The organism is Pseudomonas sp. NyZ480 (genome assembly GCF_029537255.1).
In the GTDB taxonomy this organism is placed as follows: Bacteria; Pseudomonadota; Gammaproteobacteria; order Pseudomonadales; family Pseudomonadaceae; genus Aquipseudomonas; species Aquipseudomonas taiwanensis.
The window spans coordinates 976,408-1,001,098 of the sequence record NZ_CP120626.1; the positions used below are offsets into that span (position 1 = coordinate 976,408).

At 63.0% G+C, this 24,691-nt stretch carries 24 protein-coding genes and 1 other RNA gene; 19 read left to right on the forward strand and 6 right to left on the reverse strand.

The features are described from left to right. Positions 1–7 precede the first annotated feature (7 nt). On the forward strand, positions 8–442 hold the full coding sequence (locus P3R38_RS04385; RefSeq protein ID WP_023378817.1) for a ClpXP protease specificity-enhancing factor: 435 nt from the start codon (positions 8–10) through the stop codon (positions 440–442). A gap of 53 nt (positions 443–495) precedes the next feature. On the opposite strand, the gene P3R38_RS04390 is transcribed toward P3R38_RS04385, so the two are convergent. The 5 genes from P3R38_RS04390 to P3R38_RS04410 all read right to left on the reverse strand — a co-directional run bounded on the left by P3R38_RS04390 (position 496) and on the right by P3R38_RS04410 (position 4,280). Next, complete coding sequence (locus P3R38_RS04390; RefSeq protein ID WP_023378819.1) at positions 496–714, reverse strand: YgdI/YgdR family lipoprotein; 219 nt, start codon at positions 712–714, stop codon at positions 496–498. A gap of 122 nt (positions 715–836) precedes the next feature. Further along, the gene (locus tag P3R38_RS04395; RefSeq protein WP_023378820.1) at positions 837–1,415 is read right to left on the reverse strand and encodes a BON domain-containing protein; all 579 of its coding nucleotides are present in this window, start codon (positions 1,413–1,415) and stop codon (positions 837–839) included. Beyond that, on the reverse strand, positions 1,412–2,005 hold the full coding sequence (locus P3R38_RS04400) for a phosphoheptose isomerase (protein WP_012274070.1): 594 nt from the start codon (positions 2,003–2,005) through the stop codon (positions 1,412–1,414). Before P3R38_RS04400 ends, P3R38_RS04395 begins: the two co-directional genes overlap by 4 nt. 86 nt (positions 2,006–2,091) lie before the next feature. Beyond that, a complete protein-coding gene (locus P3R38_RS04405) occupies positions 2,092–2,463 on the reverse strand; it encodes a YraN family protein (protein ID WP_023378821.1) in 372 nt (123 codons plus the stop codon). Beyond that, the gene (locus P3R38_RS04410) at positions 2,463–4,280 is read right to left on the reverse strand and encodes a penicillin-binding protein activator (protein ID WP_186598810.1); all 1,818 of its coding nucleotides are present in this window, start codon (positions 4,278–4,280) and stop codon (positions 2,463–2,465) included. The genes P3R38_RS04405 and P3R38_RS04410 overlap by 1 nt, the downstream gene beginning before the upstream one ends. Positions 4,281–4,548: 268 nt before the next feature. Between P3R38_RS04410 and rsmI the strand changes: the two genes are divergently transcribed. The 18 genes from rsmI to lpxC all read left to right on the forward strand — a co-directional run bounded on the left by rsmI (position 4,549) and on the right by lpxC (position 23,898). Then, complete coding sequence (gene rsmI / locus P3R38_RS04415) at positions 4,549–5,343, forward strand: 16S rRNA (cytidine(1402)-2'-O)-methyltransferase (protein ID WP_238346471.1); 795 nt, start codon at positions 4,549–4,551, stop codon at positions 5,341–5,343. A gap of 67 nt (positions 5,344–5,410) precedes the next feature. Then, positions 5,411–5,784, forward strand: an RNA gene (gene rnpB / locus P3R38_RS04420) — RNase P RNA component class A. Positions 5,785–6,091: 307 nt separating this feature from the next. Beyond that, on the forward strand, positions 6,092–6,547 hold the full coding sequence (gene mraZ, locus P3R38_RS04425) for a division/cell wall cluster transcriptional repressor MraZ (RefSeq protein ID WP_016395508.1): 456 nt from the start codon (positions 6,092–6,094) through the stop codon (positions 6,545–6,547). Positions 6,548–6,549: 2 nt separating this feature from the next. Further along, positions 6,550–7,491 (forward strand): 16S rRNA (cytosine(1402)-N(4))-methyltransferase RsmH, encoded by a 942-nt coding sequence (gene rsmH, locus P3R38_RS04430; RefSeq protein WP_177325256.1) that lies wholly within the window; start codon positions 6,550–6,552, stop codon positions 7,489–7,491. Then, on the forward strand, positions 7,488–7,781 hold the full coding sequence (ftsL, locus tag P3R38_RS04435) for a cell division protein FtsL (protein ID WP_023378826.1): 294 nt from the start codon (positions 7,488–7,490) through the stop codon (positions 7,779–7,781). Before rsmH ends, ftsL begins: the two co-directional genes overlap by 4 nt. Continuing rightward, the gene (locus P3R38_RS04440) at positions 7,781–9,520 is read left to right on the forward strand and encodes a penicillin-binding protein 2 (RefSeq protein WP_162144468.1); all 1,740 of its coding nucleotides are present in this window, start codon (positions 7,781–7,783) and stop codon (positions 9,518–9,520) included. The genes ftsL and P3R38_RS04440 overlap by 1 nt, the downstream gene beginning before the upstream one ends. Then, complete coding sequence (locus tag P3R38_RS04445) at positions 9,517–11,007, forward strand: UDP-N-acetylmuramoyl-L-alanyl-D-glutamate--2,6-diaminopimelate ligase (RefSeq protein ID WP_027908083.1); 1,491 nt, start codon at positions 9,517–9,519, stop codon at positions 11,005–11,007. The genes P3R38_RS04440 and P3R38_RS04445 overlap by 4 nt, the downstream gene beginning before the upstream one ends. Then, positions 11,000–12,367: a UDP-N-acetylmuramoyl-tripeptide--D-alanyl-D-alanine ligase gene (murF, locus tag P3R38_RS04450; RefSeq protein ID WP_277686864.1), complete on the forward strand. Its 1,368-nt coding sequence runs from the start codon at positions 11,000–11,002 to the stop codon at positions 12,365–12,367. The genes P3R38_RS04445 and murF overlap by 8 nt, the downstream gene beginning before the upstream one ends. Further along, the gene (gene mraY / locus P3R38_RS04455; protein WP_023378830.1) at positions 12,367–13,449 is read left to right on the forward strand and encodes a phospho-N-acetylmuramoyl-pentapeptide-transferase; all 1,083 of its coding nucleotides are present in this window, start codon (positions 12,367–12,369) and stop codon (positions 13,447–13,449) included. The genes murF and mraY overlap by 1 nt, the downstream gene beginning before the upstream one ends. A gap of 6 nt (positions 13,450–13,455) precedes the next feature. Further along, positions 13,456–14,802, forward strand: coding sequence for a UDP-N-acetylmuramoyl-L-alanine--D-glutamate ligase (gene murD / locus P3R38_RS04460; protein ID WP_023378831.1), 1,347 nt, complete (start codon positions 13,456–13,458; stop codon positions 14,800–14,802). Beyond that, positions 14,802–16,013 carry a putative lipid II flippase FtsW gene (gene ftsW / locus P3R38_RS04465; protein ID WP_177325257.1) on the forward strand — a complete coding sequence of 404 codons (1,212 nt, stop codon included), beginning with the start codon at positions 14,802–14,804 and terminating at the stop codon, positions 16,011–16,013. The genes murD and ftsW overlap by 1 nt, the downstream gene beginning before the upstream one ends. Then, positions 16,003–17,082 carry an undecaprenyldiphospho-muramoylpentapeptide beta-N-acetylglucosaminyltransferase gene (gene murG / locus P3R38_RS04470; RefSeq protein WP_104882924.1) on the forward strand — a complete coding sequence of 360 codons (1,080 nt, stop codon included), beginning with the start codon at positions 16,003–16,005 and terminating at the stop codon, positions 17,080–17,082. Before ftsW ends, murG begins: the two co-directional genes overlap by 11 nt. Beyond that, positions 17,075–18,523: a UDP-N-acetylmuramate--L-alanine ligase gene (gene murC / locus P3R38_RS04475; RefSeq protein WP_277686865.1), complete on the forward strand. Its 1,449-nt coding sequence runs from the start codon at positions 17,075–17,077 to the stop codon at positions 18,521–18,523. Before murG ends, murC begins: the two co-directional genes overlap by 8 nt. Then, the gene (locus P3R38_RS04480) at positions 18,520–19,476 is read left to right on the forward strand and encodes a D-alanine--D-alanine ligase (protein ID WP_023378835.1); all 957 of its coding nucleotides are present in this window, start codon (positions 18,520–18,522) and stop codon (positions 19,474–19,476) included. Before murC ends, P3R38_RS04480 begins: the two co-directional genes overlap by 4 nt. Positions 19,477–19,481: 5 nt before the next feature. Continuing rightward, positions 19,482–20,351 carry a cell division protein FtsQ/DivIB gene (locus P3R38_RS04485; RefSeq protein ID WP_023378836.1) on the forward strand — a complete coding sequence of 290 codons (870 nt, stop codon included), beginning with the start codon at positions 19,482–19,484 and terminating at the stop codon, positions 20,349–20,351. Between the two features lie 14 nt (positions 20,352–20,365). Then, on the forward strand, positions 20,366–21,622 hold the full coding sequence (gene ftsA, locus P3R38_RS04490) for a cell division protein FtsA (RefSeq protein ID WP_023378837.1): 1,257 nt from the start codon (positions 20,366–20,368) through the stop codon (positions 21,620–21,622). 55 nt (positions 21,623–21,677) lie between these two features. After that, entirely contained in the window at positions 21,678–22,874 is a 1,197-nt protein-coding gene (ftsZ, locus tag P3R38_RS04495; protein ID WP_023378838.1) for a cell division protein FtsZ, read from the forward strand. A 112-nt stretch (positions 22,875–22,986) separates the two neighbouring features. Further along, entirely contained in the window at positions 22,987–23,898 is a 912-nt protein-coding gene (gene lpxC, locus P3R38_RS04500) for a UDP-3-O-acyl-N-acetylglucosamine deacetylase (protein WP_023378839.1), read from the forward strand. 199 nt (positions 23,899–24,097) lie between these two features. On the opposite strand, the gene P3R38_RS04505 is transcribed toward lpxC, so the two are convergent. Next, positions 24,098–24,550 carry a DciA family protein gene (locus tag P3R38_RS04505; RefSeq protein ID WP_023378840.1) on the reverse strand — a complete coding sequence of 151 codons (453 nt, stop codon included), beginning with the start codon at positions 24,548–24,550 and terminating at the stop codon, positions 24,098–24,100. Positions 24,551–24,691 lie beyond the last annotated feature (141 nt).

The following is a 24,691-nucleotide window of genomic DNA, read 5'->3' on the forward strand; positions in this document are numbered from 1 at the left end:
GCCGTTGATGAACTCCAGTCGCCCCTATCTGGTTCGAGCGCTGTACGAGTGGATCGTCGACAACGATTGCACCCCTCATATGCTGGTCAATGCCGAATATCCGGCGGTCCAGGTGCCGCAAGGCTTCGCCAGTGACGGTCAGATCGTCCTGAATATTTCCCCCAGCGCGGTACGCAGCCTGCACATGGACAACGAAGCGGTGAGCTTCGAAGGCCGGTTCGGCGGTGTGGCGCATTCGCTGTTCGTGCCAGTTGGCGCGATCCTCGGTATCTATGCCCGCGAAAACGGCCAGGGTATGGTCTTCGAGCTGGAGCCTCCACTGATGGATGGCGACGACGACATCGAAGATGAAGGTGTCGAGCCGGATGACGATGGCCCGCCTGAGGGAGGTGGCCAGCCGCCGCGTCCGAGTGGGCGGCCAAGCCTGAAGGTGGTCAAGTAAACAAAAAAGGCGATCCATGCGGGATCGCCTTTTTTATGGCTGCGGGCCAGGACTTACAGGTCGCTGATGCTGCGCACCTGGTCCTTGTTGACGCGGGTGCGTTTGCCGTCGAGCTGCTGGAATTCGTAGAAGCCAGCGTCCTGGTCGAACTGCGGCTCATCGACGGTCTGGAACTCGCGGCCGTCGTTGAGGGTGATCAGGCTTGGAGTGGAGCAGCCGGCCAGGGTGGCGAAGGCGCCGATCAGCAGGGCGGGCAGCAGAAGCTTTTTCATGCGGTGTTTCCTGGGTTTCTGTAGGGGTGGTGCGGAGGGAGGCCCATGCCGGCTCCGTACAGGTCGTTTCCACCTGCAGGAGCCGGTCGCCGGCGATCATTCCGGTGCGGGCAATCAAGGAATCAGTCGATGTACTCGTACAGCTTGACGATTTTCTGCACGCCCGACACGCCCTGTACCACGGCGGTGGCTGCGTTGGCCTCGCCTTGGGTGACCAGGCCGAGCAGATAGACGATACCGTTTTCGGTGATCACCTTGATGCGCGAGCTGGGTACGTTGGCGTCAGCCAGCATCTGGGTCTTGATCTTGGTGGTCAGCCAGGCGTCGTTGTTGCGCGCAAGGATGGAGGAGGGCTGCATCACTTGCAGCTCGTTGTGTACTTTCTTGACCCGCTGGACCTGGCTGGCGGTCTGTTCCGCCAGGCTCTTGAGGTCGGCGCGAGGTGTCTGGCCGGCAAGCAGCACGATGCCGTTATAGCTGCTGACGACAATGTGCGAACCTTTGTCCAGGTCCGGGCTGGCCTTGGCGATGTTTACCGCAGCCTTGGTTTCGATCAGCGAATCGTCGATCTTGCTACCGATGGTGCGAGTGCCGCGATCATCCTCGATCGGCGAGTTGCGGGTCGAGGTCAGTACCGAGCTGCAGCCGGTGACGCTCAGGCACAGGGTCAGGGCCATCAGGCCGAGGCGCTTGGGGATCATTCTTCACTCCCGAACAGTTGGCTGTCGATCAGATCGCACAGGCAATGGATCGCCAGCAGGTGGACTTCCTGGATGCGTGCAGTGACCGTCGAGGGCACGCGAATCTCGACGTCTTCGGGCAGCAGCAGTGAAGCCATGCCGCCGCCGTCACGACCGGTCAATGCTACGACAATCATTTCACGATCATGTGCGGCCTGGATGGCCTGAATGACGTTAGCCGAATTGCCGCTGGTAGAAATGGCCAGCAGAACGTCGCCCGGTTGGCCCAGGGCGCGGATCTGCTTGGAAAAGACCTCGTTGTAGCTGTAGTCGTTGGCAATCGAGGTCAGGGTCGAGCTATCGGTGGTCAGGGCAATGGCCGGCAGACTCGGGCGCTCGCGTTCGAAGCGGTTGAGCAGCTCCGACGAGAAATGCTGGGCATCGCCGGCCGAGCCGCCGTTGCCACAGGCGAGCATCTTGCCCTCGTTGAGCAGTGCGTTGACCATGACCAGACTGGCCTGCTCGATGTGCGGTGCCAGGATGTCCATTGCCTGTTGCTTGGTGTCGATGCTGGCCTGGAACAGCCGGCGAATTCGGGATTGCATGTCCATCGGGTGACCTTAAGTGGGGCGGTGGCCGGCGCGGCGCGCAACAGAGACCAGCCCGCGAAACATAGAGCAAAAAAAATGAAGTGGGTTCAGCATTCGAAGGCGTTTTTCAGCCATTGAAGCGGTCGGCCTGCATGCTGGCTGCCCTGCAGGGCGACAACGTCGAAGCGGCAGGGTTGGTTGGCCCAACGGGACTCCTTCTGCAAGAACAGGCTGGCGGCAAGCGCCAGTCGTTTCTGCTTGCGCCCGTCGATACTGCCGAGGGCGCCACCGAAGTCCGCATGCAAGCGGTAGCGGACTTCGACGAATACTACTGTATCGGCGTCGAGCATGACCAGATCAAGCTCGCCGCCTTTACATCGCCAATTGCGAGCCAGCAGTTGCAGGCCTTGCCCCTGAAGGTATTCAAGGGCTTGGTTTTCTGCGGTTTGGCCGGCACGGGTCGGCGATGCGTCCGGCATCAGCGCGCAGTGTCCGGCAGGCGCTTGATCTGGCCGCCCGAGAACTCGGCCCACGGCAGCTGACGCTCCACGCGCTGGTTGGCGTTCATGGTCAGGCTTCCGGAGAGGCCTTGCACGCGGTTATCCGGCAGTGCCTTGAGTTGGCCCAGGCGAGGCGCCAGGCTGTAGGCGTCAACGCCCATGGCATACAGGCGGCCAAGGCTGCCGGCGGCTTGCGGCCACTGTTGGACCACTTGTTGACGCAAATTGTTGGTGGTGTCGAGCAGCCACGGGGTTTCGCAGAAGCGAATGCCGTTCATGTCGTTGTACTGGTTGACGTCACCGCTGGCGCTGTAGAGGTTCGAGGTGGCGTATACCGGTACGTCGCCCGCGTACTGGAAGTTCAGCGTCGGCTTGATCTGTTGCGCCTGTTGCGGGGTCGAGGCGAGGAAGATGAAGTCGATGTCCTGGCGACGCGAAGGCTGTGCGGCAATGTTGCCACCTACCGTGCTTTGCAGGCTCTGGGCGCGACCTTCGCTCTGGCGAAGTTGGAACAGGTCGGCGATTTGCTGGGCCAGGGCTACTGGCTGGGCGATGCGCTCGGCGGCCAGCAGGGTGCCGCCGTTGCTCTCCCAGTCCTTGCGGAAGGCGGCAAGCACGCGGTCACCCCATTCGCCGCTCGGCACCAGGGCAACGGCGCGGACCATGCCGTCGGCACGGGCGCGGCGAGACACTTCGCGAGCTTCGTCCTCGGCGGCCAGGCCGAACTGGAACAGTTGCGGTGGGGTGGCTTGCCCGGCGTCCGCGTAGTTCAGCGCCAGGGTGGTGATTGGCAGTTGCGGGTAGGCCGCGAGCTTTTTCACCAGTGGTTTTTCCAGTGGGCCGACCACCAGCTGTACGCCTGCGGCCTGCGCCTGGCGGTAGAAGTCGTCGAGGGAGGTGATGCGCGAGCTATCGAAGACCTGAACGGCGGGCGCCGGCTGGCCGGCCTGCTGGGCCTGGAAGTGCGCAGCCATGAAGCCATCACGCAGGGCGCGGGCGACACCGGCCAGTGGGCCCTCCTGAGGCAGCAGCAGGGCGATCTTGGTCAGTGGCTGGCTGGCCAGTTCCTTGAGCTTGGTCAGCGCCAGCGGCAGTTGCTGTGCTGCAGGGTGGTCAGGGTGCTGCTTGCGCCAGGTTTCGATGGCCGCTTGCTGCTGCTCAAGGGTGCCGGCGCTCTTCACTGCAAGGGCCAGGCTGGTCCAGCCGCCCAGGGTTACGTTGCCTGCTGGCTGCTGCAGCTGTTCGGCCGGCAGTGATGCCACCAGCGCCCAGATCGAATCGTTGTTGCTGCTGGCGGCCTGGCCACTGAGCAGGGGTGCCAGCAGAACGCGCTGCTGGGCTGCGGCAAGCGCCTGGCCGTCGGCTTCGAGGGCGGCGGCATGCACATTGTAGGTGCGGGCCTGTTGTTCTTCCGGCAGCTCGGCAACGCGTTGCAGGCTCGGGTGCGACAAGGCGGCCAGCGCCGCCTTGGGCTGCTTGCGGCTCATCGCCAGTTCTGCGGCGAGGGTGCTGGCGAACACCTGCTGCGCAGGCTTGAGCGTGTCCAGTGGTACTTGTTCGAGAATGCGCGCGGCGCGCGGGAAGTCCTTCTGCTTGTAGGCCAGGTCGGCGGCGCTCAGGCGCAGCAGTGCGGCATCTTCCGCAGATTTGCTGGTGGAGGCTTTTTCGAGCAGTTGCTCGATGCTGGCGTCCGGGGTGCGTGGCAGTTCGCCCAGGCTGGATGAGGGCGAGCTGGCGCAGGCTGCCAGCAAGGTAGCGAGGCAGAGGGCTGTGAGCAGCCGCAGGCAAGCGATCATGTAAAGGTCCTGTTACTCGATCAAGTTGGCCGGCAATTGTACCCAAGCGCTGGCCGGGGCGCGATGTCGCCGATGCGGAACCTTCACTATAGGTGGCTCACCATTGGTCGTATGCGAAGTTCTTTGCGCTCTGTAACAAGCGCTCGGGCTACAATGGCGCCTTTGATCCGAAAGACAGGTGTGCGCAGTGACTGATGTGGCAGGGGCTTCCAAAACCACCGTGGGTACGCTGTACGTCGTGGCAACGCCCATTGGCAACCTTGACGACATGAGCGCCAGGGCGCTGAAGGTACTGGCCAATGTCGCCCTGATAGCGGCCGAGGACACCCGGCACTCGATCCGCTTGCTGCAGCACTTTGGCATCGATACGCCGCTGGCTGCCTGCCATGAACACAATGAACGCGACGAAGGCGGTCGGTTCCTGGGCAAGCTGTTGGCCGGCGACGATGTGGCGTTGGTCTCCGATGCTGGTACGCCGCTGATTTCCGATCCTGGCTACCACTTGGTGCGTCAGGCGCGAGCGGCAGGCGTCAATGTGGTCCCGGTGCCAGGTGCGTGCGCGTTGATCGCCGCACTGTCGGCAGCGGGCCTGCCGTCCGACCGGTTCATCTTCGAAGGCTTCCTGCCTGCGAAGGCTGCCGGTCGCCGTGCCCGGCTCGAGCAGGTAAAGGAAGAGCCTCGTACGTTGATCTTCTACGAGGCGCCTCACCGTATCCTCGAGTGCCTGGAAGACATGGAGGCTGTGTTCGGGGCCGAGCGACCGGCACTGCTTGCACGTGAACTGACCAAGACCTTCGAGACGCTCAAGGGCTTGCCCCTGGGTGAGCTGAGAGCTTTTGTCGCCAGCGATGCCAACCAGCAGCGCGGTGAGTGCGTGGTGTTGGTGGGCGGCTGGAGTGCGCCGGAGGGCGACCAGGCCATCAGCGCCGAGGCCCAGCGGGTGCTGGATCTGTTGCTGGCGGAATTGCCGCTCAAGCGCGCGGCGGCATTGGCTGCGGAAATCACCGGTGTGCGCAAGAATCTGTTGTATCAGGCCGCACTGGAAAAGCAGAAAGCCCAGTAGTGGCCTTATGCTATTCTTTGCGGTATGGCTTGTTCTTGGGCGCGCCTACCGTTAACCTTGGCGGCGGAGAGTCGATCGGACAGTCGCTGCCTGCTTTTGTTCCGCAACTTTTGTTGCGTGACGGCAGGGGGAGGAAAGTCCGGGCTCCATAGGGCAGAGTGCCAGGTAACGCCTGGGAGGCGCGAGCCTACGGAAAGTGCCACAGAAAACAACCGCCTAAGCACTTCGGTGCCGGTAAGGGTGAAAAGGTGCGGTAAGAGCGCACCGCACGGCTGGCAACAGTCCGTGGCTAGGTAAACCCCACTCGGAGCAAGACCAAATAGGGTTCCATTAGGCGTGGCCCGCGTCGGAACCGGGTAGGTTGCTAGAGGCGTCCAGTGATGGCCGTCGTAGAGGAATGACTGTCCTCGACAAAACCCGGCTTACAGATCGACTCTCCACCTTCCTCTCCTGCTTGAATCGATAGCAGATCCCTCTTGGTAATACCGAAAAATTCTTACTCTTAATAAATCACTTTAACTTCAAACTCTATCCCTCTGGGAGCGTTTGATTTTCCCCGTCTTTTTTTCTTTCCGGCAGTGCTTCCTTCTTCCCTTGTTGCGCTAAATCTCGGTCCTGTAAGGGTTTTCCTTATGAACGTGCCTTGACGGTGCAGCGGGCGGATTCCTATAGTGTGCGCAAGTGGCAGAAAGTGGGATGAAGTGGGTTTTCTGGCACAAAAAAGCTAACATTGTGGGGAATCGCAGCCGTGTTCCGCGGAGCCAACGCCGTCAGCCTCGATGCAAAGGGCCGTCTCGCAATGCCGAGCCGGTACCGTGACGAGCTCGATTCGCGTTGCAATGGCCAGCTGATCGTGACCATCGATGCCGTTGATCCCTGCTTGTGCGTATACCCCCTCGATGAGTGGGAACAGATAGAAGCCAAGTTGCGTGCCTTGCCGTCGTTGCGTGAGGAAAACCGCCGCCTGCAGCGTCTGCTGATCGGCAATGCGGTTGACCTGGAGCTCGATGGCAGCGGGCGTTTCCTGGTACCGCCCCGTTTGCGCGAATACGCCAAGCTCGACAAGAAGGCGATGCTGGTGGGGCAACTGAACAAATTCCAGTTGTGGGATGAGGATGCCTGGAACGTGGTTTCGGCAGCCGACCTCGCAGCTATTCAACAACCGGGCGCCATGCCCGACGATTTGCGTGACCTGATCCTGTGACCATAGATAGCGGCTTCAACCACATTACCGTATTGCTCGACGAAGCTGTCGAGGCATTGGCCCTGCGCGCCGACGGTTGCTATCTGGACGGCACCTTTGGCCGTGGCGGACACAGTCGGCTGATTCTCAGCAAGCTCGGGCCGCAAGGTCGCTTGCTGGGCTTCGATAAAGATCCACAGGCGATTGCAACCGGGCAAGCGCTGGCGGCCGAAGACGGCCGCTTTGTCATTGTGCAGCGCAGCTTTGCCGAGCTGGGCTCGGAGGTGGCCGCGCGCGGGCTGGATGGCAAGATCAGCGGCATCCTGCTCGACCTGGGCGTGTCTTCGCCGCAGCTGGACGACCCCGAGCGCGGTTTCAGCTTCCTCAATGATGGCCCCCTGGACATGCGCATGAACCCGGACCAGGGCATCAGTGCCGCCGAGTTCATCGCCACCGCTGCCGAGGAAGAGATCGCCCGCGTCTTCAAGGAATACGGCGAAGAGCGTTTCGCCAAGCGCATGGCCCGTGCCGTGGTGCAGCGTCGCGAACAACAGCCGTTCACCCGCACCGCCGATCTCGCCGAAGTGCTCAAGGTGGCCAACCCTGCCTGGGAAAAGGGCAAGAACCCAGCGACCCGGGCGTTCCAGGGCCTGCGCATTCACGTCAATAACGAGCTGGGCGACCTCGAAGCCGGCCTGGAGGCTGCAATCGATGCGCTTGAGGTCGGTGGCCGCCTTGCCGTCATCAGCTTCCACTCGCTCGAAGACCGTATCGTCAAACTGTTCATGCGCAAGCTGGCCAAAGGCGAGGCGGACAATCTGCCGCGCAACCTGCCGGTGCAGCACAAAGCCTTCGAACCGAAAATCCGCCTGATCGGCAAGGCGCAATTCGCCTCCGAAGCAGAGCTCAAAGCCAACCCGCGGGCACGCAGTGCCGTCATGCGGGTGGCGGAGAAACTGCGGTGAGCCGGCTTTTTGCCAAGCCTCTTCCAGGTGGGAGCTTCCTGATGCTTCTGCTGTTCGTCGCTGTCCTGATTTCGGCCATCGCGGTGTCCTACAGCGCCCACTGGAACCGTCAGTTGCTCAACACGTTGTACGGTGAGTTGAACGAGCGCGACAAAGCCCAGGCCGAATGGGGGCGCCTGATCCTCGAACAAAGTACCTGGACTGCTGCCAGCCGTATCGAGAGCCTGGCTTCCGAGCAGCTCAAGATGCGCGTTCCTGCGGCTGACGAAGTGCGAATGGTGGCGCCATGATGAAGCTCGAAGGCGCACTCTACCCCTGGCGCTTCCGGGTCGTGATCGGCTTGCTGGCTTTGATGGTCGGTGCCATCTGTTGGCGTATCATCGACCTGCAGGTGGTCGATCGTGACTTCCTCAAGGGCCAGGGCGACGCACGCAGCCTGCGCCACATCCCGATTCCAGCACACCGTGGTCTGATCACCGACCGCAACGGTGAGCCGCTCGCCGTCAGTACGCCGGTCACCACCTTGTGGGCCAACCCCAAGGAGATGCAGGCATCCAAGGACCGCTGGCCTCAACTGGCTGCTGCGCTTGGGCAGAGTGCCCAGCAATTGACCGAGCGTCTGACCCAGCAGGCGAACAAGGAATTCATCTACTTGGTGCGCGGCCTGACCCCGGAGCAGGGCCAGCATGTGCTCGACCTCAAGGTGCCGGGTGTCTACGGCCTGGAGGAGTTCCGCCGCTTCTATCCAGCTGGCGATGTCACCGCGCACATGGTCGGTTTCACCGACCTGGACGACCACGGTCGCGAAGGGGTCGAACTGGCCTACGACGAATGGCTGGCCGGAGTGCCCGGCAAGCGGCAAGTGATCAAGGACCGGCGTGGCCGGCTGATCAAGGACATTCAGGTAACCAAGAACGCCAAGGCCGGAAAGACCTTGGCGTTGTCGATAGACCTGCGCCTGCAGTACCTGGCGACCCGCGAACTGCGCAACGCCATCGCCGAGCAGGACGCCAAGGCCGGCAGTCTGGTGATCATGGACGTCAAGACCGGCGAAGTCCTGGCGATGGTCAACCAGCCGACCTACAACCCGAACAATCGCCGTAGCATGTTCCCGGCCGCGATGCGCAACCGGGCGATCATCGACGTGTTCGAGCCGGGCTCGACCGTCAAGCCGATCTCCATGAGTGCGGCACTGGAAAGCGGTCGCTGGAAGCCTACCGACAAGGTCGAGGTGTATCCGGGCAGCCTGCAGATCGGCCGCTACACCATCAAGGACGTGTCCAAGAGCGAAGGCCCGATCCTCGACCTGACCGGCATCCTGATCAACTCCAGTAACGTGGGCATGAGCAAGATCGCCTTCGACATTGGTGGCGAGGCGATTTATCGGGTCATGTCCCAGGTTGGCCTGGGCCAATACACCGGCCTGGGCTTCCCGGGCGAGCGCGTCGGCAACCTGCCGAACCACCGTGAGTGGCGCAAGGCCGAAACCGCGACCCTTTCCTATGGCTACGGCGTTTCGGTCACCGCCTTGCAGTTGGTGCACGCCTACGCGGCGCTGGCCAACGACGGCAAGATGGTGCCGCTGTCGATCCTCAAGGTCGACAAGGCGCCTGAAGCCGTGCAGGCGATTCCCAAGGAAACCGCCGAAACCATCCAGGGCATGCTGCAGCAGGTCATCGAAGCGCCGCGCGGCGTGTTCCGTGCCCAGGTGCCGTTCTATCACGTCGGTGGCAAGTCCGGTACGGCGCGTAAGGCCACGGTTGGCTCCAAGGGCTACACCGAGAACGCCTACCGTTCGTTGTTCGCCGGCTTCGGGCCGATGAGCGACCCGCGTTACGCCATCGTCGTGGTCATCGACGAGCCGAGCAAGGGCGGTTACTTCGGCGGTCTGGTTTCGGCGCCGGTATTCAGCAAGGTCATGTCGGGCACCCTGCGCCTGATGAACGTGCCGCCAGACAACCTGCCGCCCCCAGCACCCGTTGAAACATCGCAAGTCAATGCAGCAGCCGCCAAGGGAGGGCGTGGATGATGACAATGCCATTGAGCAAGCTTTTCGCCCATGCCAGCCGCGATCCGCTGATTCGTGAGCTGACCCTGGACAGCCGCCATGTGCGCCCTGGTGACCTGTTCCTGGCCGTGCCAGGCGCGAAGGTCGATGGTCGTGATCATATTGCCGATGCCTTGGCCCGTGGCGCTGCCGCAGTGGCTTATGAAGAGCGTGGCGCCAATGTGCTGCCGCTGACCGACGTGCCGCTGATCCCGGTCAAGGGCCTGGTTGCCCAGTTGTCCAAGATTGCTGGGCACTTCTATGGTGAACCCAGCCGCCAGTTGAACCTGGTGGGTGTTACCGGCACCAACGGCAAGACCAGTGTCACCCAATTGGTAGCCCAGGCGCTCGATCTGCTTGGCCAGCGTTGCGGCCTGATCGGCACCCTGGGTACTGGTTTCTATGGCGAGTTGCAGAGCGGTCGGCTGACCACGCCAGATCCGATTGCCGTGCAGTCGACCCTTAACGATCTCAAGAAGGGTGGCGCCAAGGCCGTGGCCATGGAGGTGTCCTCCCATGCGTTGGAGCAGGGGCGTGTCGCTGCGCTGGAATTCGACATCGCGGTCATGACCAACCTGTCCCGCGACCATCTGGATTACCACGGCAGCATGGAGGCATACGAGGCCGCCAAGGCCAAGTTGTTCGCATGGCCCAGCCTGCGTTGCCAGGTGGTCAATCTGGATGATGATTTCGGTCGACGCCTGGCCGAAGACTATGCCCGCCGCCCGAGTGTCGACCATGTCGAGACCCGGCTGCTCAGTTACAGCCTGGAAAACCCGGACGCTTCGCTATTCTGCCGCGAAGCGCATTTCGATGATGATGGCGTGCGCGCCACACTGGTCACTGCCCAGGGCGAACGTATCCTGCGCAGCCAGCTGCTGGGCCGCTTCAACCTGAGTAACATGCTCGCCGCTGTTGCCACGCTGTTGGCGCTCGAGTACTCGCTTGACGAGATTCTCAAGGTCACCCCTGACTTGCACGGGCCGGTCGGTCGCATGCAGCGCCTGGGTGGCGGTGACAAGCCGCTGGTGGTGGTTGATTACGCCCACACCCCGGATGCGCTGGAGAAGGTCCTCGAGGCCCTGCGTCCGCATGCTCACGGCAAGCTGCTATGCCTGTTCGGTTGTGGTGGCGACCGTGATCGCGGTAAGCGCCCGTTGATGGCCGACGTGGCCGAGCGCCTGGCCGACCGCGTGCTGGTCACTGACGACAACCCGCGTACCGAAGACCCCCTGCGCATCTTCGACGATATTCGCCCCGGTTTCAGCAAGCCGGACGCCGCCGAATTCGTCGCCGGTCGCGGTGAAGCCATCGCGCACCTGATCGCAACTGCCGCCGCCGATGACGTGATCGTCCTGGCCGGCAAGGGGCACGAGGACTACCAGGAGATCAACGGCCAGCGCCACGATTTCTCCGACCTGGTCGAAGCCGAGAAGGCACTTGCAGCCTGGGAGGCTCCGCATGCTTAAACCCATGATACTCAGCCACCTGACCACTGCACTGAATGCGCGGTTGGTGGGTACCGATGCCAGCTTCAACGGTGTCAGCATCGACAGCCGCAGCGTCAGCGCCGGCCAACTGTTCGTTGCCTTGACGGGGCCGCGTTTCGACGGCCACGACTACCTGGCTGATGTAAAAGCCAAGGGCGCGGTTGCTGCCTTGGTCGAGCGCGAAATCGCCGATGTCGAGCTCCCCCAACTGGTCGTGGCCGATGCCCGGCTGGCCCTGGGACAGTTGGGTGCATTGAACCGCGCCGAGTTCGACAAGCCGGTCGTGGCGATCACCGGTTCCAGTGGCAAGACCACGGTCAAGGAAATGCTGGCGGCTATCCTGCGTACGCGTGGGGTGGTACATGCGACCCGTGGCAACCTGAACAACGACTTGGGCGCGCCGCTGACACTGCTGGAAATCGCCCCCGAGCACAGCGCCGCCGTCATCGAGCTGGGCGCGTCGCGCATTGGCGAAATCCGTTACACCGTGGGCCTCACCCAGCCACAGGTGGTCATCATCAACAATGCCGGTACTGCCCACGTGGGTGAGTTCGGTGGGCCGGAGAAAATCGTCGAGGCCAAGGGGGAAATCCTCGAAGGGCTGGGCGAGGGCGGCACCGCCATCCTCAACCTGGCAGACAAGGCCTTCGAGATCTGGCGCAAGCGTGCCGGCACTCATCGGGTCCTGAGCTTCGCCCTGGACAACCCGCGGGCGGACTTCCATGCCAGGGATATCGGGCGTGATGCCCGGGGTTGCCCGTCGTTCACCCTGGTGGGGCCAGATGGCAGCGTGCCAGTGCAGCTCAACCTGCTCGGCACACACAACGTCAGCAACGCCCTCGCGGCCGCGGCCGCGGCCCATGCCGTTGGTCTGAGCCTGCACGGCATCGCCGTCGGGCTGGGCGCCGTGCAGCCGGTCAAGGGCCGGACTGTGGCGCAGATTGCGCCGAACGGCGTGCGCGTCATCGACGATAGCTACAACGCAAATCCCACCTCCATGTGCGCGGCCATTGATATACTCGCCGGCTTTTCCGGGCGCACCGTTCTGGTGCTTGGGGATATCGGCGAATTGGGCCAATGGGCCGAGGAAGGTCACCGTCAGGTGGGCGACTACGCGCGCGGCAAGGTCGATGCCTTGTATGCGGTGGGAACCAACATGACACACGCGGTCAAAGCGTTCGGCGCCAATGGCCGTCACTTCGCAACGCAAGCTGAGCTGATCGACGCCGTTCGCGGCGAGACAGCCAGCGACACCACAATCTTGATCAAGGGCTCGCGCAGCGCTGCGATGGAAAACGTCGTGGCGGCTTTGTGCGGTGCCAGCGGGGAGAAACATTAATGCTGCTGCTGTTGGCTGAGTATCTGCAACAGTTCCACAAAGGCTTCGCGGTCTTTCAGTACTTGTCCCTGCGCGGGATTCTCGGTGTACTGACCGCGTTGTCCCTGGCGCTGTGGCTGGGTCCGTGGATGATCCGCACCTTGCAGATTCGCCAGATCGGTCAGGCTGTCCGTAACGACGGCCCGCAATCGCACCTGTCCAAGTCCGGCACCCCGACCATGGGCGGTGCCTTGATCCTGTCCGCCATCGGCGTCAGCACCCTGTTGTGGGCCGACCTGAGCAATCGTTATGTGTGGGTCGTGCTGATCGTCACCCTGCTGTTCGGTGCCATCGGTTGGGTCGACGACTACCGCAAGGTGATCGAGAAGAACTCCCGCGGCTTGCCGAGTCGCTGGAAGTATTTCTGGCAGTCGGTGTTCGGCCTGGGAGCCGCGGTCTTCTTGTACAAGACCGCTCCGACCAGCATCGAGACCACCCTTATCGTGCCATTCCTCAAGGATGTCACCATCCCGCTGGGTATCGGCTTCGTTGTGCTGACGTACTTCGTGATCGTCGGCTCCAGCAACGCGGTCAACCTGACCGACGGCCTGGATGGCCTGGCCATCATGCCGACCGTGATGGTGGGCGGTGCCCTGGGTATCTTCTGCTACCTGTCGGGTAACGTGAAATTCGCCGAATACCTGTTGATCCCGTACGTGCCGGGCTCGGGCGAGCTGATCGTGTTCTGCGGCGCGCTGATCGGTGCGGGCCTGGGCTTCCTTTGGTTCAACACGTATCCGGCCCAGGTCTTCATGGGCGACGTTGGCGCACTGGCACTGGGGGCCGCGCTGGGTACCATCGCCGTGATCGTGCGTCAGGAAATCGTGCTGTTCATCATGGGCGGCGTGTTTGTCATGGAGACCTTGTCGGTGGTGATTCAGGTCGCCTCCTTCAAGCTCACGGGCAAGCGCGTGTTCCGCATGGCACCGATCCACCACCACTTTGAACTCAAGGGTTGGCCCGAACCGCGGGTGATCGTCCGTTTCTGGATCATCACCGTGATTCTGGTGCTGATCGGCCTTGCAACCCTGAAACTGAGGTAGATGAGCGTGTCACTGATCGCTTCCGACCAATTCCGCATCGTTGTCGGCCTCGGCAAGAGCGGCATGTCCCTGGTTCGCTTCCTGGCGAACCAGGGCATTGCCTTTGCGGTCGCCGACACCCGCGAGCAACCACCGGAACTGGAAACCCTGCGCCGTGAGTACCCGCAGGTGGAAGTGCGCTGTGGCGAGCTGGACGTGGACTTCCTGTGCCGCGCCAACGAGTTGTATGTGAGCCCAGGTCTTGCGCTGTCGACCCCGGCGCTGCAGCAGGCGGCCGCGCGTGGCGTGAAATTGTCGGGTGACATCGAGCTGTTCGCTCGCCACGCCAAGGCGCCGATCGTCGCGATCAGTGGTTCCAACGCCAAGAGCACCGTGACTACCCTGGTCGGCGAGATGGCGGCCAAGGCAGGAAAGCGAGTGGCAGTAGGCGGCAACCTCGGCACGCCGGCGCTGGATCTGCTCGCTGATGATGTCGAGCTGTACGTCCTGGAGTTGTCGAGCTTCCAGCTGGAAACCACCGACCAGCTCAACGCCGAAGTGGCCACGGTACTGAACATCAGCGAAGACCACATGGACCGCTACAGCGGGCTGCCGGCCTATCACTTGGCCAAGCACCGTATTTTCCGCGGCGCCCGTCAGGTCGTGGTAAACCGCCAGGATGCGCTGAGCCGCCCGCTGCCTATCGAAGGTCGCCCCTGCTGGACGTTCGGTCTCAATGCGCCTGACTTCAAGGCATTTGGCCTGCGCGAAGTCGACGGCGAGAAATACCTGGCCTTCGAGTTCCAGGCCTTGATGCCGGTGCGCGAGCTGAAGGTCCGTGGATCGCACAACCAGAGCAATGCCCTGGCTGCCCTGGCCCTTGGCCATGCTGCTGGCCTGCCGTTCGAGCCCATGCTCGAAGCCCTGCGTGAATTTGGTGGCCTGGCCCACCGCTGCCAATGGGTACGCGAGCGCAACGGGGTGAACTGGTACGACGATTCCAAGGCCACGAACGTGGGGGCGGCCCTGGCGGCCATCGAGGGCCTGGGGGCCGACATCGACGGCAAGCTGGTGCTGATCGCGGGTGGCGACGGCAAGGGTGCCGATTTCTCTGCCCTGCGCGAACCGGTAGCGCAGTACTGCCGCGCCGTGGTGCTGCTGGGCCGTGATGCCGAGCGCTTGGCCGAGGCTTTGGGTGATGGCGTGCAGTTGGTGCGGGTCAAGACGCTGGACGAGGCCGTGCACCAATGTGCCGAACTGGCCCGGTCCGGTGACGCCGTCTTGCTGTCGCCTGCCTGCGCCAGCCTCGATATGTTCAAGAACTTCGAAGAACGCGGGCGCCTGTTCGCCCAGGCGGCGGGAGGGCTTGCATGATCTTCGGCATCCTCAAGCCATACCCGTCGCCGCTGATCAGCGGACGTGGCATCGACCTCGATTTCCCGCTGCTGGCCGGGTGCCTGGCGCTGCTCGGCCTGGGCCTGGTGATGATCACCTCGGCTTCCTCGGAAGTGGCTGCGGTGCAGTCCGGCAATCCGCTTTATCACATGTTCCGCCACCTGGTTTACGTGGTCCTGGGGCTGGTGGCGTGTGGGGCGACCATGATGGTGCCTATCGCTACCTGGCAACGCATGGGCTTCATGATGCTGCTTGGCGCCTTCGGCCTGCTGGTACTGGTGCTGGTGCCAGGTATCGGTCGCGAAGTGAACGGTTCCATGCGCTGGATCGGCTTCAGTTTCTTCAACGTCCAGCCTTCGGAAATCGCCAAGGTGTTCGTGGTCATCTACCTGGCCGGCTACCTGGTAAGGCGGCAGACCGAGGTGCGCGAGACCTGGATGGGCTTCTTCAAGCCCTTCATCGTCCTGCTGCCCATGGCCGCGCTGCTGCTGATGGAGCCGGACTTCGGCGCCACCGTGGTCATGATGGGCGCAGCGGCGGCCATGCTGTTCCTCGGCGGGGTGGGGCTGTTCCGTTTCAGCTTGATGGTGGTGCTGGCGGTAGTGGCGGTGTTCGTGCTGGTGCAGGCACAGCCGTACCGGATGGCCCGTCTGATCACCTTCACCGATCCGTGGTCCGATCAGTTCGGTTCCGGCTACCAGTTGACCCAGGCGCTGATCGCCTTCGGCCGTGGCGAGTGGCTGGGCGTGGGGCTGGGCAACAGCGTGCAGAAGCAGTTCTACCTGCCCGAAGCGCATACCGACTTCGTGTTCTCGGTCCTGGCCGAGGAGCTGGGCGTCGTCGGTTCGCTGGCGACCATCGCTCTGTTCGTGTTCGTCACCGTGCGCGCCCTCTACATCGGCTTGTGGGCCGAGAAAGCCAAGCAGTTCTTCGCCGCCTACATGGCGTTCGGTCTAGCCTTCCTGTGGATCGGCCAGTTCCTGATCAATATCGGGGTGAACGTCGGTCTGTTGCCGACCAAGGGCCTCACCTTGCCGTTCCTCAGCTACGGAGGCAGCTCGCTGGTGATCTGCTGCGCCTGCGTGGGGTTGTTGCTGCGCATCGAGTGGGAAAGCCGCACGCACCTGGGTAGCGAGGAACATGAATTCAAGGAAAGCGATTTTGCCGAGGAGACCAGCCATGGCCGCTAACGGCAAAAACGTACTGATCATGGCGGGCGGCACCGGCGGGCATGTATTCCCGGCCCTGGCCTGCGCACGTGAATTCCAGGCTCGCGGTTACAGCGTGCACTGGCTGGGCACGCCGCGCGGCATCGAAAACGAACTGGTGCCACAGGCCGGTCTGCCACTGCACCTGATCCAGGTCAGCGGCCTGCGCGGCAAGGGCAAGCTGTCGTTGCTCAAGGCACCGTTCACGTTGGTCAAGGCTGTGCTTCAGGCACGCCGTATCATTCGGCAGCTCAAGCCGGTATGCGTGCTGGGCTTCGGCGGCTACGTGACCGGCCCGGGCGGTGTCGCTGCGCGTCTGTGCGGCATACCGCTGGTCATTCACGAGCAGAACGCCCGCGCCGGCACTGCCAACCGCCTGCTGGTACCGCTGTCGGCACGCGTTTGCGAAGCGTTTCCGAACACCTTCGAGGCCAGCGACAAACGTCGCACCACGGGTAACCCCGTGCGCCCTGAGCTGTTCATGGACGCTCAGCGTGCGCCTTTGGCCGAGCGCCGGGCCCGCCTGTTGGTCATGGGGGGCAGCCTGGGTGCGGAACCCTTGAACAAATTGTTGCCTAAGGCCCTGTCCGAGGTGCCCGCGAACCTGCGGCCCGAGGTATTCCACCAGGCCGGCAAGCAGCACGCGCCGATCACCGCCGAGCGTTACCGCGAGGCTGGGGTCCAGGCTCAGGTCGAACCGTTCATCAAGGACATGGCCCAAGCCTATGCCTGGGCCGATATCGTGGTCTGCCGGGCCGGTGCCCTGACCGTCAGCGAACTCGCGGCGGCTGGCCTGCCTTCGATGCTGGTGCCCTTGCCCCATGCCATCGACGATCACCAGACCCATAACGCCCAATACCTGTCTCGGGAAGGCGCGGCCTTCCTGATGCCACAAGCGACAACTGGCGCAGCGCAGCTCGCTGAACGCCTGAACGAGGTGCTGATGCAACCCGAGAAACTCAACACCATGGCCAGCACCGCACGGAGCCTGGCCAAACCTGCTGCAACCAGCACCGTGGTCGACATCTGCCTGGAGGTGGCACATGGTTGAAAGCCAGAAAGCCATGCCCCAGCCGAAAATGGGTCGGATCAACCGTATTCACTTCGTCGGTATCGGCGGTGTGGGCATGTGCGGTATTGCCGAAGTGCTGCTCAACCTGGGCTACCAGGTGTCCGGTTCCGACCTGAAGGCCTCGCCAGTTACCGAGCGCCTGGAATCGTTCGGTGCCCAGATCTTCGTCGGCCACCGTGCCGAGAACGCCGCCAATGCCGACGTGCTGGTCGTGTCCAGCGCCATCAATCCGGCCAACCCGGAAGTCGCCACCGCACTGGAGCGCCGCATTCCAGTGGTGCCGCGCGCTGAGATGCTTGCCGAGCTGATGCGCTATCGCCACGGCGTAGCGGTTGCCGGTACCCACGGCAAGACCACCACCACCAGTCTGCTGGCCTCGGTGTTCGCCGCGGGTGGCCTGGACCCGACCTTCGTCATCGGCGGGCGCCTGACGGCGGCCGGGACCAACGCGCAGTTGGGCACCAGCCGTTACCTGATCGCCGAAGCCGATGAAAGCGATGCCAGCTTCCTGCACCTGCAGCCGATGGTCGCGGTAGTCACCAACATCGACGCCGACCACATGGCCACCTATGAAGGCGACTTCAACAAGCTGAAGAAAACCTTCGTGGAGTTCCTGCACAACCTGCCGTTCTACGGCCTGGCCGTGATGTGCCTGGACGACCCGGTAGTGCGCGAGATCCTGCCGCAGGTCAAGCGCCCGACGGTCACCTACGGTTTCAGCGAAGAGGCCGACGTGCGCGCCATCAACTTGCGCCAGCAGGGCATGCAGACCCACTTCACCGTGCTGCGCCGCGACCGCGAGCCGCTGGATGTGTCGGTGAACATGCCCGGTAACCACAACGTGTTGAACGCCTTGGCCACCATCGCCATCGCCACTGACGAAGGCATCAGCGACGAAGCCATCGTCCAGGGCTTGTCCGGCTTCCAGGGCGTGGGGCGGCGCTTCCAGGTCTACGGCGAGCTGCCAGTCGAAGGCGGCAGCGTGATGCTGGTCGACGACTACGGTCACCACCCGACCGAAGTGGCTGCGGTCATCAAGGCCGTACGTGGCGGCTGGCCAAGCCGTCGACTGGTGATCGTCTACCAGCCGCACCGCTACAGCCGTACCCGTGACCTGTACGACGACTTCGTGCAGGTGCTGGGCGACGCCAACGTGCTGCTGTTGATGGAAGTCTACCCGGCCGGCGAAGAGCCGATTCCGGGTGCCGACAGCCGTCAGCTCTGCCACAGCATCCGTCAGCGCGGCAAGCTCGACCCCATCTATATCGAACGTGGCGTGGAACTCGCGCCGTTGGTCCAGCCGCTGCTGCGCGCCGGCGACATCCTGCTGTGCCAGGGTGCCGGTGATGTCGGCGGTCTGGCCCCGCAATTGATGAAAAGCCCGCTGTTCGCTGGCGCCAAGCAGGAGAAGTCGAAATGACCAGCGCCTACGACAAGCTGCATTCCACCCTCGACGTCAAGGCATTCGGTCGTGTCGCCGTGCTGTACGGCGGCAAGAGCGCCGAGCGCGAGGTGTCGCTGAAGTCTGGCGCCGCCGTGATCGATGCGCTGACCACTGCCGGTGTGGACGTGGTAGGCATCGATGTGGGTGATGACCTGCTGGCCCGCCTGCAGAGCGAGAAGATCGACCGCGCCTTCATCATTCTCCACGGCCGTGGCGGTGAAGACGGCAGCATGCAAGGCCTGCTCGAGTGCCTGGGCATCCCTTACACCGGTAGCGGGATCCTGGCGTCTGCCCTGGCCATGGACAAGCTGCGCACCAAGCAGGTGTGGCAGAGCCTGGGCATTCCGACCCCGCGCCACGCCGTGCTGGCCAGCGAGAGCGATTGTGTTGCCGCCGGTGCGGAACTGGGCTTCCCGTTGATCGTCAAACCGGCCCATGAAGGTTCAAGTATCGGCATGGCGAAGGTGAACAGCGTGCAAGAGCTGGTCGCCGCCTGGAAGGACGCCGCCAAGTACGATTCGCAAGTTCTGGTCGAGCAATGGATTCACGGCCCGGAGTTCACCATCGCAGTGTTGCGCGGCCAGGTGCTGCCTCCGATTGCGCTGGGCACCCCGCACGTGTTCTACGACTACGACGCCAAGTACATTGCCAATGACACCCAGTACCGCATTCCGTGCGGCCTGGACAGTGCCAAGGAAAAGGAACTGATCGACCTGACCGCGCGCGCCTGCGATGCCATCGGCATCGAAGGCTGGGGGCGGCTGGACGTGATGCAGGACGAGCAGGGCCGGTTCTGGCTGCTCGAAGTCAACACCGCACCCGGCATGACCGACCATAGCCTGGTGCCCATGGCGGCGCGCGCGGCCGGCCTGGACTTCCAGCAACTGGTGCTGGCGATCCTGGCTGAAAGCGTCGTGACGCGAGGTTAAGAGCCATGCAAGGCGCGATGATACGTCAGCAGCAACCCGTTACCGGCCGTAGCAAGCCGGTGCCGCGTGGTGCCAGCCGACTGGTGGCCGACGAGCCCGTATCGGCGCGCCTGCCTCGGCCAAGCCTCGGTGGTCTCAAGCGCCTGCTGTGGCCCGTGCTGCTGGTGGCGGCGGGCTTTGGTGCCTACGAAGGCGCCATTCGCCTCATGCCTTACGCCGACCGGCCGATCACCAAGATCGCCGTACAAGGCGACCTGAGCTACATCAGCCAGCAGGCGGTGCAGCAACGGATCGCGCCGTACGTGGCGTCGAGCTTCTTCAGCGTCGACCTGACGGCGATGCGCGCAGAGCTCGAGCAGATGCCATGGATCGCCCATGCCGAGGTTCGCCGGGTATGGCCGGACGAGGTGGTGATTCGCCTTGAGGAACAGTTGCCGGTTGCGCGCTGGGGGGACGAAGCCTTGCTCAACAACCAAGGCCAGGCCTTCACCCCGCGCGAGTTGGCCAACTACGAGCACCTGCCGCAGCTGTTCGGGCCGCAGCGCGCTCAGCAACAAGTCATGCAGCAGTATCAGGTATTGAGCCAGATGCTGCGCCCCCTGGGCTTTTCCATCGCTCGCCTGGAGCTGCGCGAGCGGGGCAGCTGGTTCCTGACCACAGGCGCGGGTAGCGCCGGGTCGGGTGTCGAGCTGCTGTTGGGGCGCGATCACCTGGTGGAGAAGATGCGCCGTTTCATTGCCATTTACGACAAGACACTCAAAGAGCAGATCACCAACATCGCCCGCATTGATCTGCGTTATTCCAACGGACTTGCCGTTGGTTGGCGGGAACCGATTGCACCGACGACGGCCCAACCCGCCGTTGCGAAGAATTAGAGAGAGGCAGGACCATGGCAAACGCGCATAGCGGCAAAATGATCGTCGGGCTGGACATCGGCACCTCCAAGGTGGTGGCGCTGGTGGGTGAAGTGGCCGAAGACGGCACCCTGGAAATCGTGGGTATCGGCACCCATCCGTCCCGTGGCCTGAAGAAAGGCGTGGTGGTGAACATCGAGTCCACCGTGCAGTCGATCCAGCGCGCGGTGGAAGAAGCGCAGCTGATGGCCGGTTGCCGCATCCACTCCGCATTCGTCGGCGTGGCCGGCAACCATATCCGCAGCCTGAACTCCCACGGTATCGTCGCCATTCGCGATCGCGAAGTGAGTCTCGCCGACCTTGAGCGGGTACTCGACGCTGCCCAGGCCGTGGCCATTCCGGCCGATCAGCGCGTGCTGCACACCCTGCCGCAGGACTACGTGATCGATAACCAGGAAGGCGTGCGCGAGCCGCTGGGCATGTCCGGCGTTCGTCTGGAAGCCAAGGTCCACGTGGTCACCTGCGCAGTCAATGCGGCACAGAACATCGAGAAGTGCGTGCGCCGCTGTGGCCTGGAAATTGACGACATCATCCTCGAGCAACTGGCCTCGGCCTACTCGGTGCTGACCGACGACGAGAAAGAACTGGGCGTGTGCCTGGTAGACATCGGTGGTGGCACGACCGATATCGCCATCTTCACCGAAGGCGCCATCCGCCACACCGCGGTGATCCCGATCGCGGGCGACCAGGTGACCAACGACATCGCCATGGCCCTGCGCACGCCCACCCAGTACGCCGAGGAAATCAAGATCCGTTACGCCTGCGCCCTGGCCAAGCTGGCCGGCGCTGGCGAGACCATCAAGGTGCCAAGCGTGGGCGACCGTCCTCCGCGCGAGCTGTCGCGTCAGGCCCTGGCCGAGGTGGTGGAGCCGCGTTACGACGAGCTCTTCACCCTGATCCAGGCCGAGCTGCGTCGCAGCGGCTACGAGGACCTGGTGCCAGCCGGCATCGTCCTTACCGGTGGCACCGCGAAGATGGAAGGTGCCGTGGAACTGGCCGAAGAAATCTTCCACATGCCGGTACGCCTTGGCGTACCGCACAGCGTTCGGGGACTGAGCGACGTGGTGCGCAACCCGATCTATTCCACTGGCGTGGGCTTGCTCACCTATGGCCTGCAGAAGCAGACCGAGGACTTGCCCCTGACTGGTAACAGCAGCAGCAACAGCTATGGCGATGAACCGAAGGCCCCAGTGCTTGAGCGCTTCAAGCGGTGGGTCCAGGGCAACTTCTAAGTTTCAAAGCAGTAGTGGTAGGCGCGACAACTAGAGAACTGTAAGGAGAGGGAAAATGTTCGAGCTCGTAGACAACGTCCCGCAAAGTCCGGTCATCAAGGTGATCGGCGTTGGCGGTGGCGGCGGCAACGCCGTCAACCACATGGTGAAGAGCAACATCGAAGGCGTCGAGTTCATCTGCGCCAACACCGATGCTCAAGCGCTGAAAAACATCGGCGCGCGCACCATCCTGCAACTGGGTACCGGTGTGACCAAAGGCCTGGGTGCCGGTGCCAATCCGGAAGTCGGTCGTCAGGCCGCGCTGGAAGACCGTGAGCGTATCGCCGAGGTGCTGCAGGGCACCAACATGGTGTTCATCACCACTGGCATGGGGGGTGGTACCGGTACCGGTGCGGCGCCGATCATCGCCGAAGTGGCCAAGGAAATGGGCATTCTCACCGTTGCCGTGGTGACCCGTCCGTTCCCGTTCGAGGGCCGCAAGCGCATGCAGATCGCCGATGAAGGCATCCGTATGCTGGCGGAAAGCGTTGACTCGCTGATCACCATCCCTAACGAAAAACTGCTGACCATCCTGGGCAAGGATGCCAGCCTGCTGTCTGCCTTCGCCAAGGCCGACGACGTGCTGGCCGGCGCCGTTCGCGGTATTTCCGACATCATCAAGCGTCCGGGCATGATCAACGTCGACTTCGCCGACGTGCGTACCGTGATGGGCGAGATGGGCATGGCGATGATGGGCACTGGCTGCGCCAGCGGTCCGAACCGTGCTCGCGAGGCGACCGAGGCGGCCATCCGCAACCCGCTGCTCGAAGACGTCAACCTGCAGGGCGCTCGCGGTATCCTGGTCAACATCACCGCAGGTCCCGACCTGTCGCTGGGCGAGTACTCCGATGTGGGTAGCATCATCGAAGCCTTCGCCTCCGACCACGCGATGGTCAAGGTCGGTACCGTTATCGACCCGGACATGCGCGACGAGCTGCACGTCACCGTGGTCGCCACTGGCCTGGGCGCTCGTATCGAGAAGCCGGTCAAGGTGGTGGACAACACCCTGCAGACCGCCCAACAGGTATACGAGTCGTCCAACCCTGCGCCTGCGCGTCAGGAGCAGCCAGCGGTCAACTACCGTGACCTGGAGCGTCCGACCGTGATGCGCAACCAGGCCCATGCAGGTGCCGCCGCGGCAGCTAAACTCAACCCACAGGATGATCTGGACTACCTTGATATTCCGGCATTCCTGCGTCGTCAGGCTGATTAATGGAATTTATCAGGGGTATAGGGGTGATTGGTGTTCAGCAAAGGCCGGGTCTGTTATCATCCCCAGCCTTTGTTGATACCTGTTCGCAATTTGCGCTGAAGCGGCCAATGCCATGATTAAACAACGCACCCTGAAGAATACCATCCGTGCCACAGGTGTCGGTCTGCACTCCGGGGAGAAGGTCTACCTGACCCTCAAGCCTGCGCCTGTTGACACCGGCATCGTCTTCCGTCGCGCCGACCTCGACCCTGTGGTCGAAATCCCGGCGCGCGCGGCCAACGTCGGTGAGACAACCATGTCGACGACGCTGGTCAACGGTGACGTCAAGGTCGATACGGTCGAGCACCTGCTCTCCGCCATGGCGGGCCTGGGCATCGATAACGCCTACGTCGAGCTCTCCGCCTCGGAAGTGCCGATCATGGATGGCAGCGCCGGTCCCTTCGTATTCCTGATTCAGTCTGCTGGCCTGGAAGAACAGGACGCAGCCAAGAAGTTCATCCGTATCCTGCGCGAAGTGACAGTGGAGGAGGGCGACAAGCGCGCTACCTTCCTGCCGTTCGACGGGTTCAAGGTGAGCTTCGAGATCGACTTCGACCACCCGGTGCTGCGCAACCGGACCCAAAGTGCCAGCGTCGACTTCTCCAGCACGTCGTTCGTGAAGGAAGTCAGCCGCGCCCGTACCTTTGGTTTCATGCGTGACATCGAGTACCTGCGCAAGCACAACCTCGCGTTGGGCGGCAGTGTCGAGAACGCCATCGTTGTCGACGAAGACGGCGTGCTGAACGAAGACGGCCTTCGCTATGAAGACGAATTCGTCAAGCACAAGATCCTCGATGCCATCGGCGACCTTTACCTGCTGGGCAACAGCCTGATCGGCGAGTTCAAGGGCTTCAAGTCCGGACACGCGCTGAACAACCAGCTGCTGCGCAAGCTCATTGCTGAAAAAGATGCCTGGGAAGTGGTCACTTTCGAAGATGCCAGTACGGCACCGATCTCGTACATGCGCCCTGTTGCGGCCGTGTAAGTTCGAACACTCTCTAGTTCATTGAGGCCACCTTCGGGTGGCCTTTTTATTGCCTGGATCGTGTGGTGTCGGGAGGAAGGGCTCCCACCTCTGTTTCGGGCCAGTCATGCCTGCGGGATGCGCGCGCGACCGCTTCGGCGCCTGGCACGTTATCGCGCGCATCTTCGGTAGAAGCGAGCCTTGCTCGCGATGCGCCTGGCTACTTCTCTCGGGCGTGCGCGGCCAGTCGTTCCAGTGCGGCGCGCAACTTGGGGTCAGCAATGCCCTCGGCGGTGTCACGCAAGCTCTCGGCCGCCGTGCTCGACAGCTCGATGGCATGTCCGCCACGCTTGGCAGGCACCAGCGGCGGCTGCACCTTGAACAGGATACGGGAGAGGTTGCCGAACGCTTCCATGGCCTGTAGCTGGCGCATCAGGCGCTTTTGCTGATAGCGCAGGCGTGTAGCCCAATGACCGTCGGTCACCACCAGTAACAGCGTGCCGTCGCGCCACGATGCCACATGGCAGTGCTCGCGGGCGGCTGGTTGCAGCTGGCTTTCCAGTAGGCGCTGCAAGTGCTCCAGGCGCTCGGCCTGGTTCAGTAACAAGCGCAGCGGGCGGTTCTGGCGCAACAGGGCAGAGGGCGGCTGGGCGGGAGTGGGTTTGTAGGCCATGGGGTACGCACGCGGTTACAAGATCGGCAGTCTAACATTTCCGGCACCCTGGCTGGCCTCATCGCCGGCTGGCCGGCAATACGTCGGTGCAGACCCTGCGGGATACGAGTCATTCGCGATACGTTTCATGAACACAAGGGT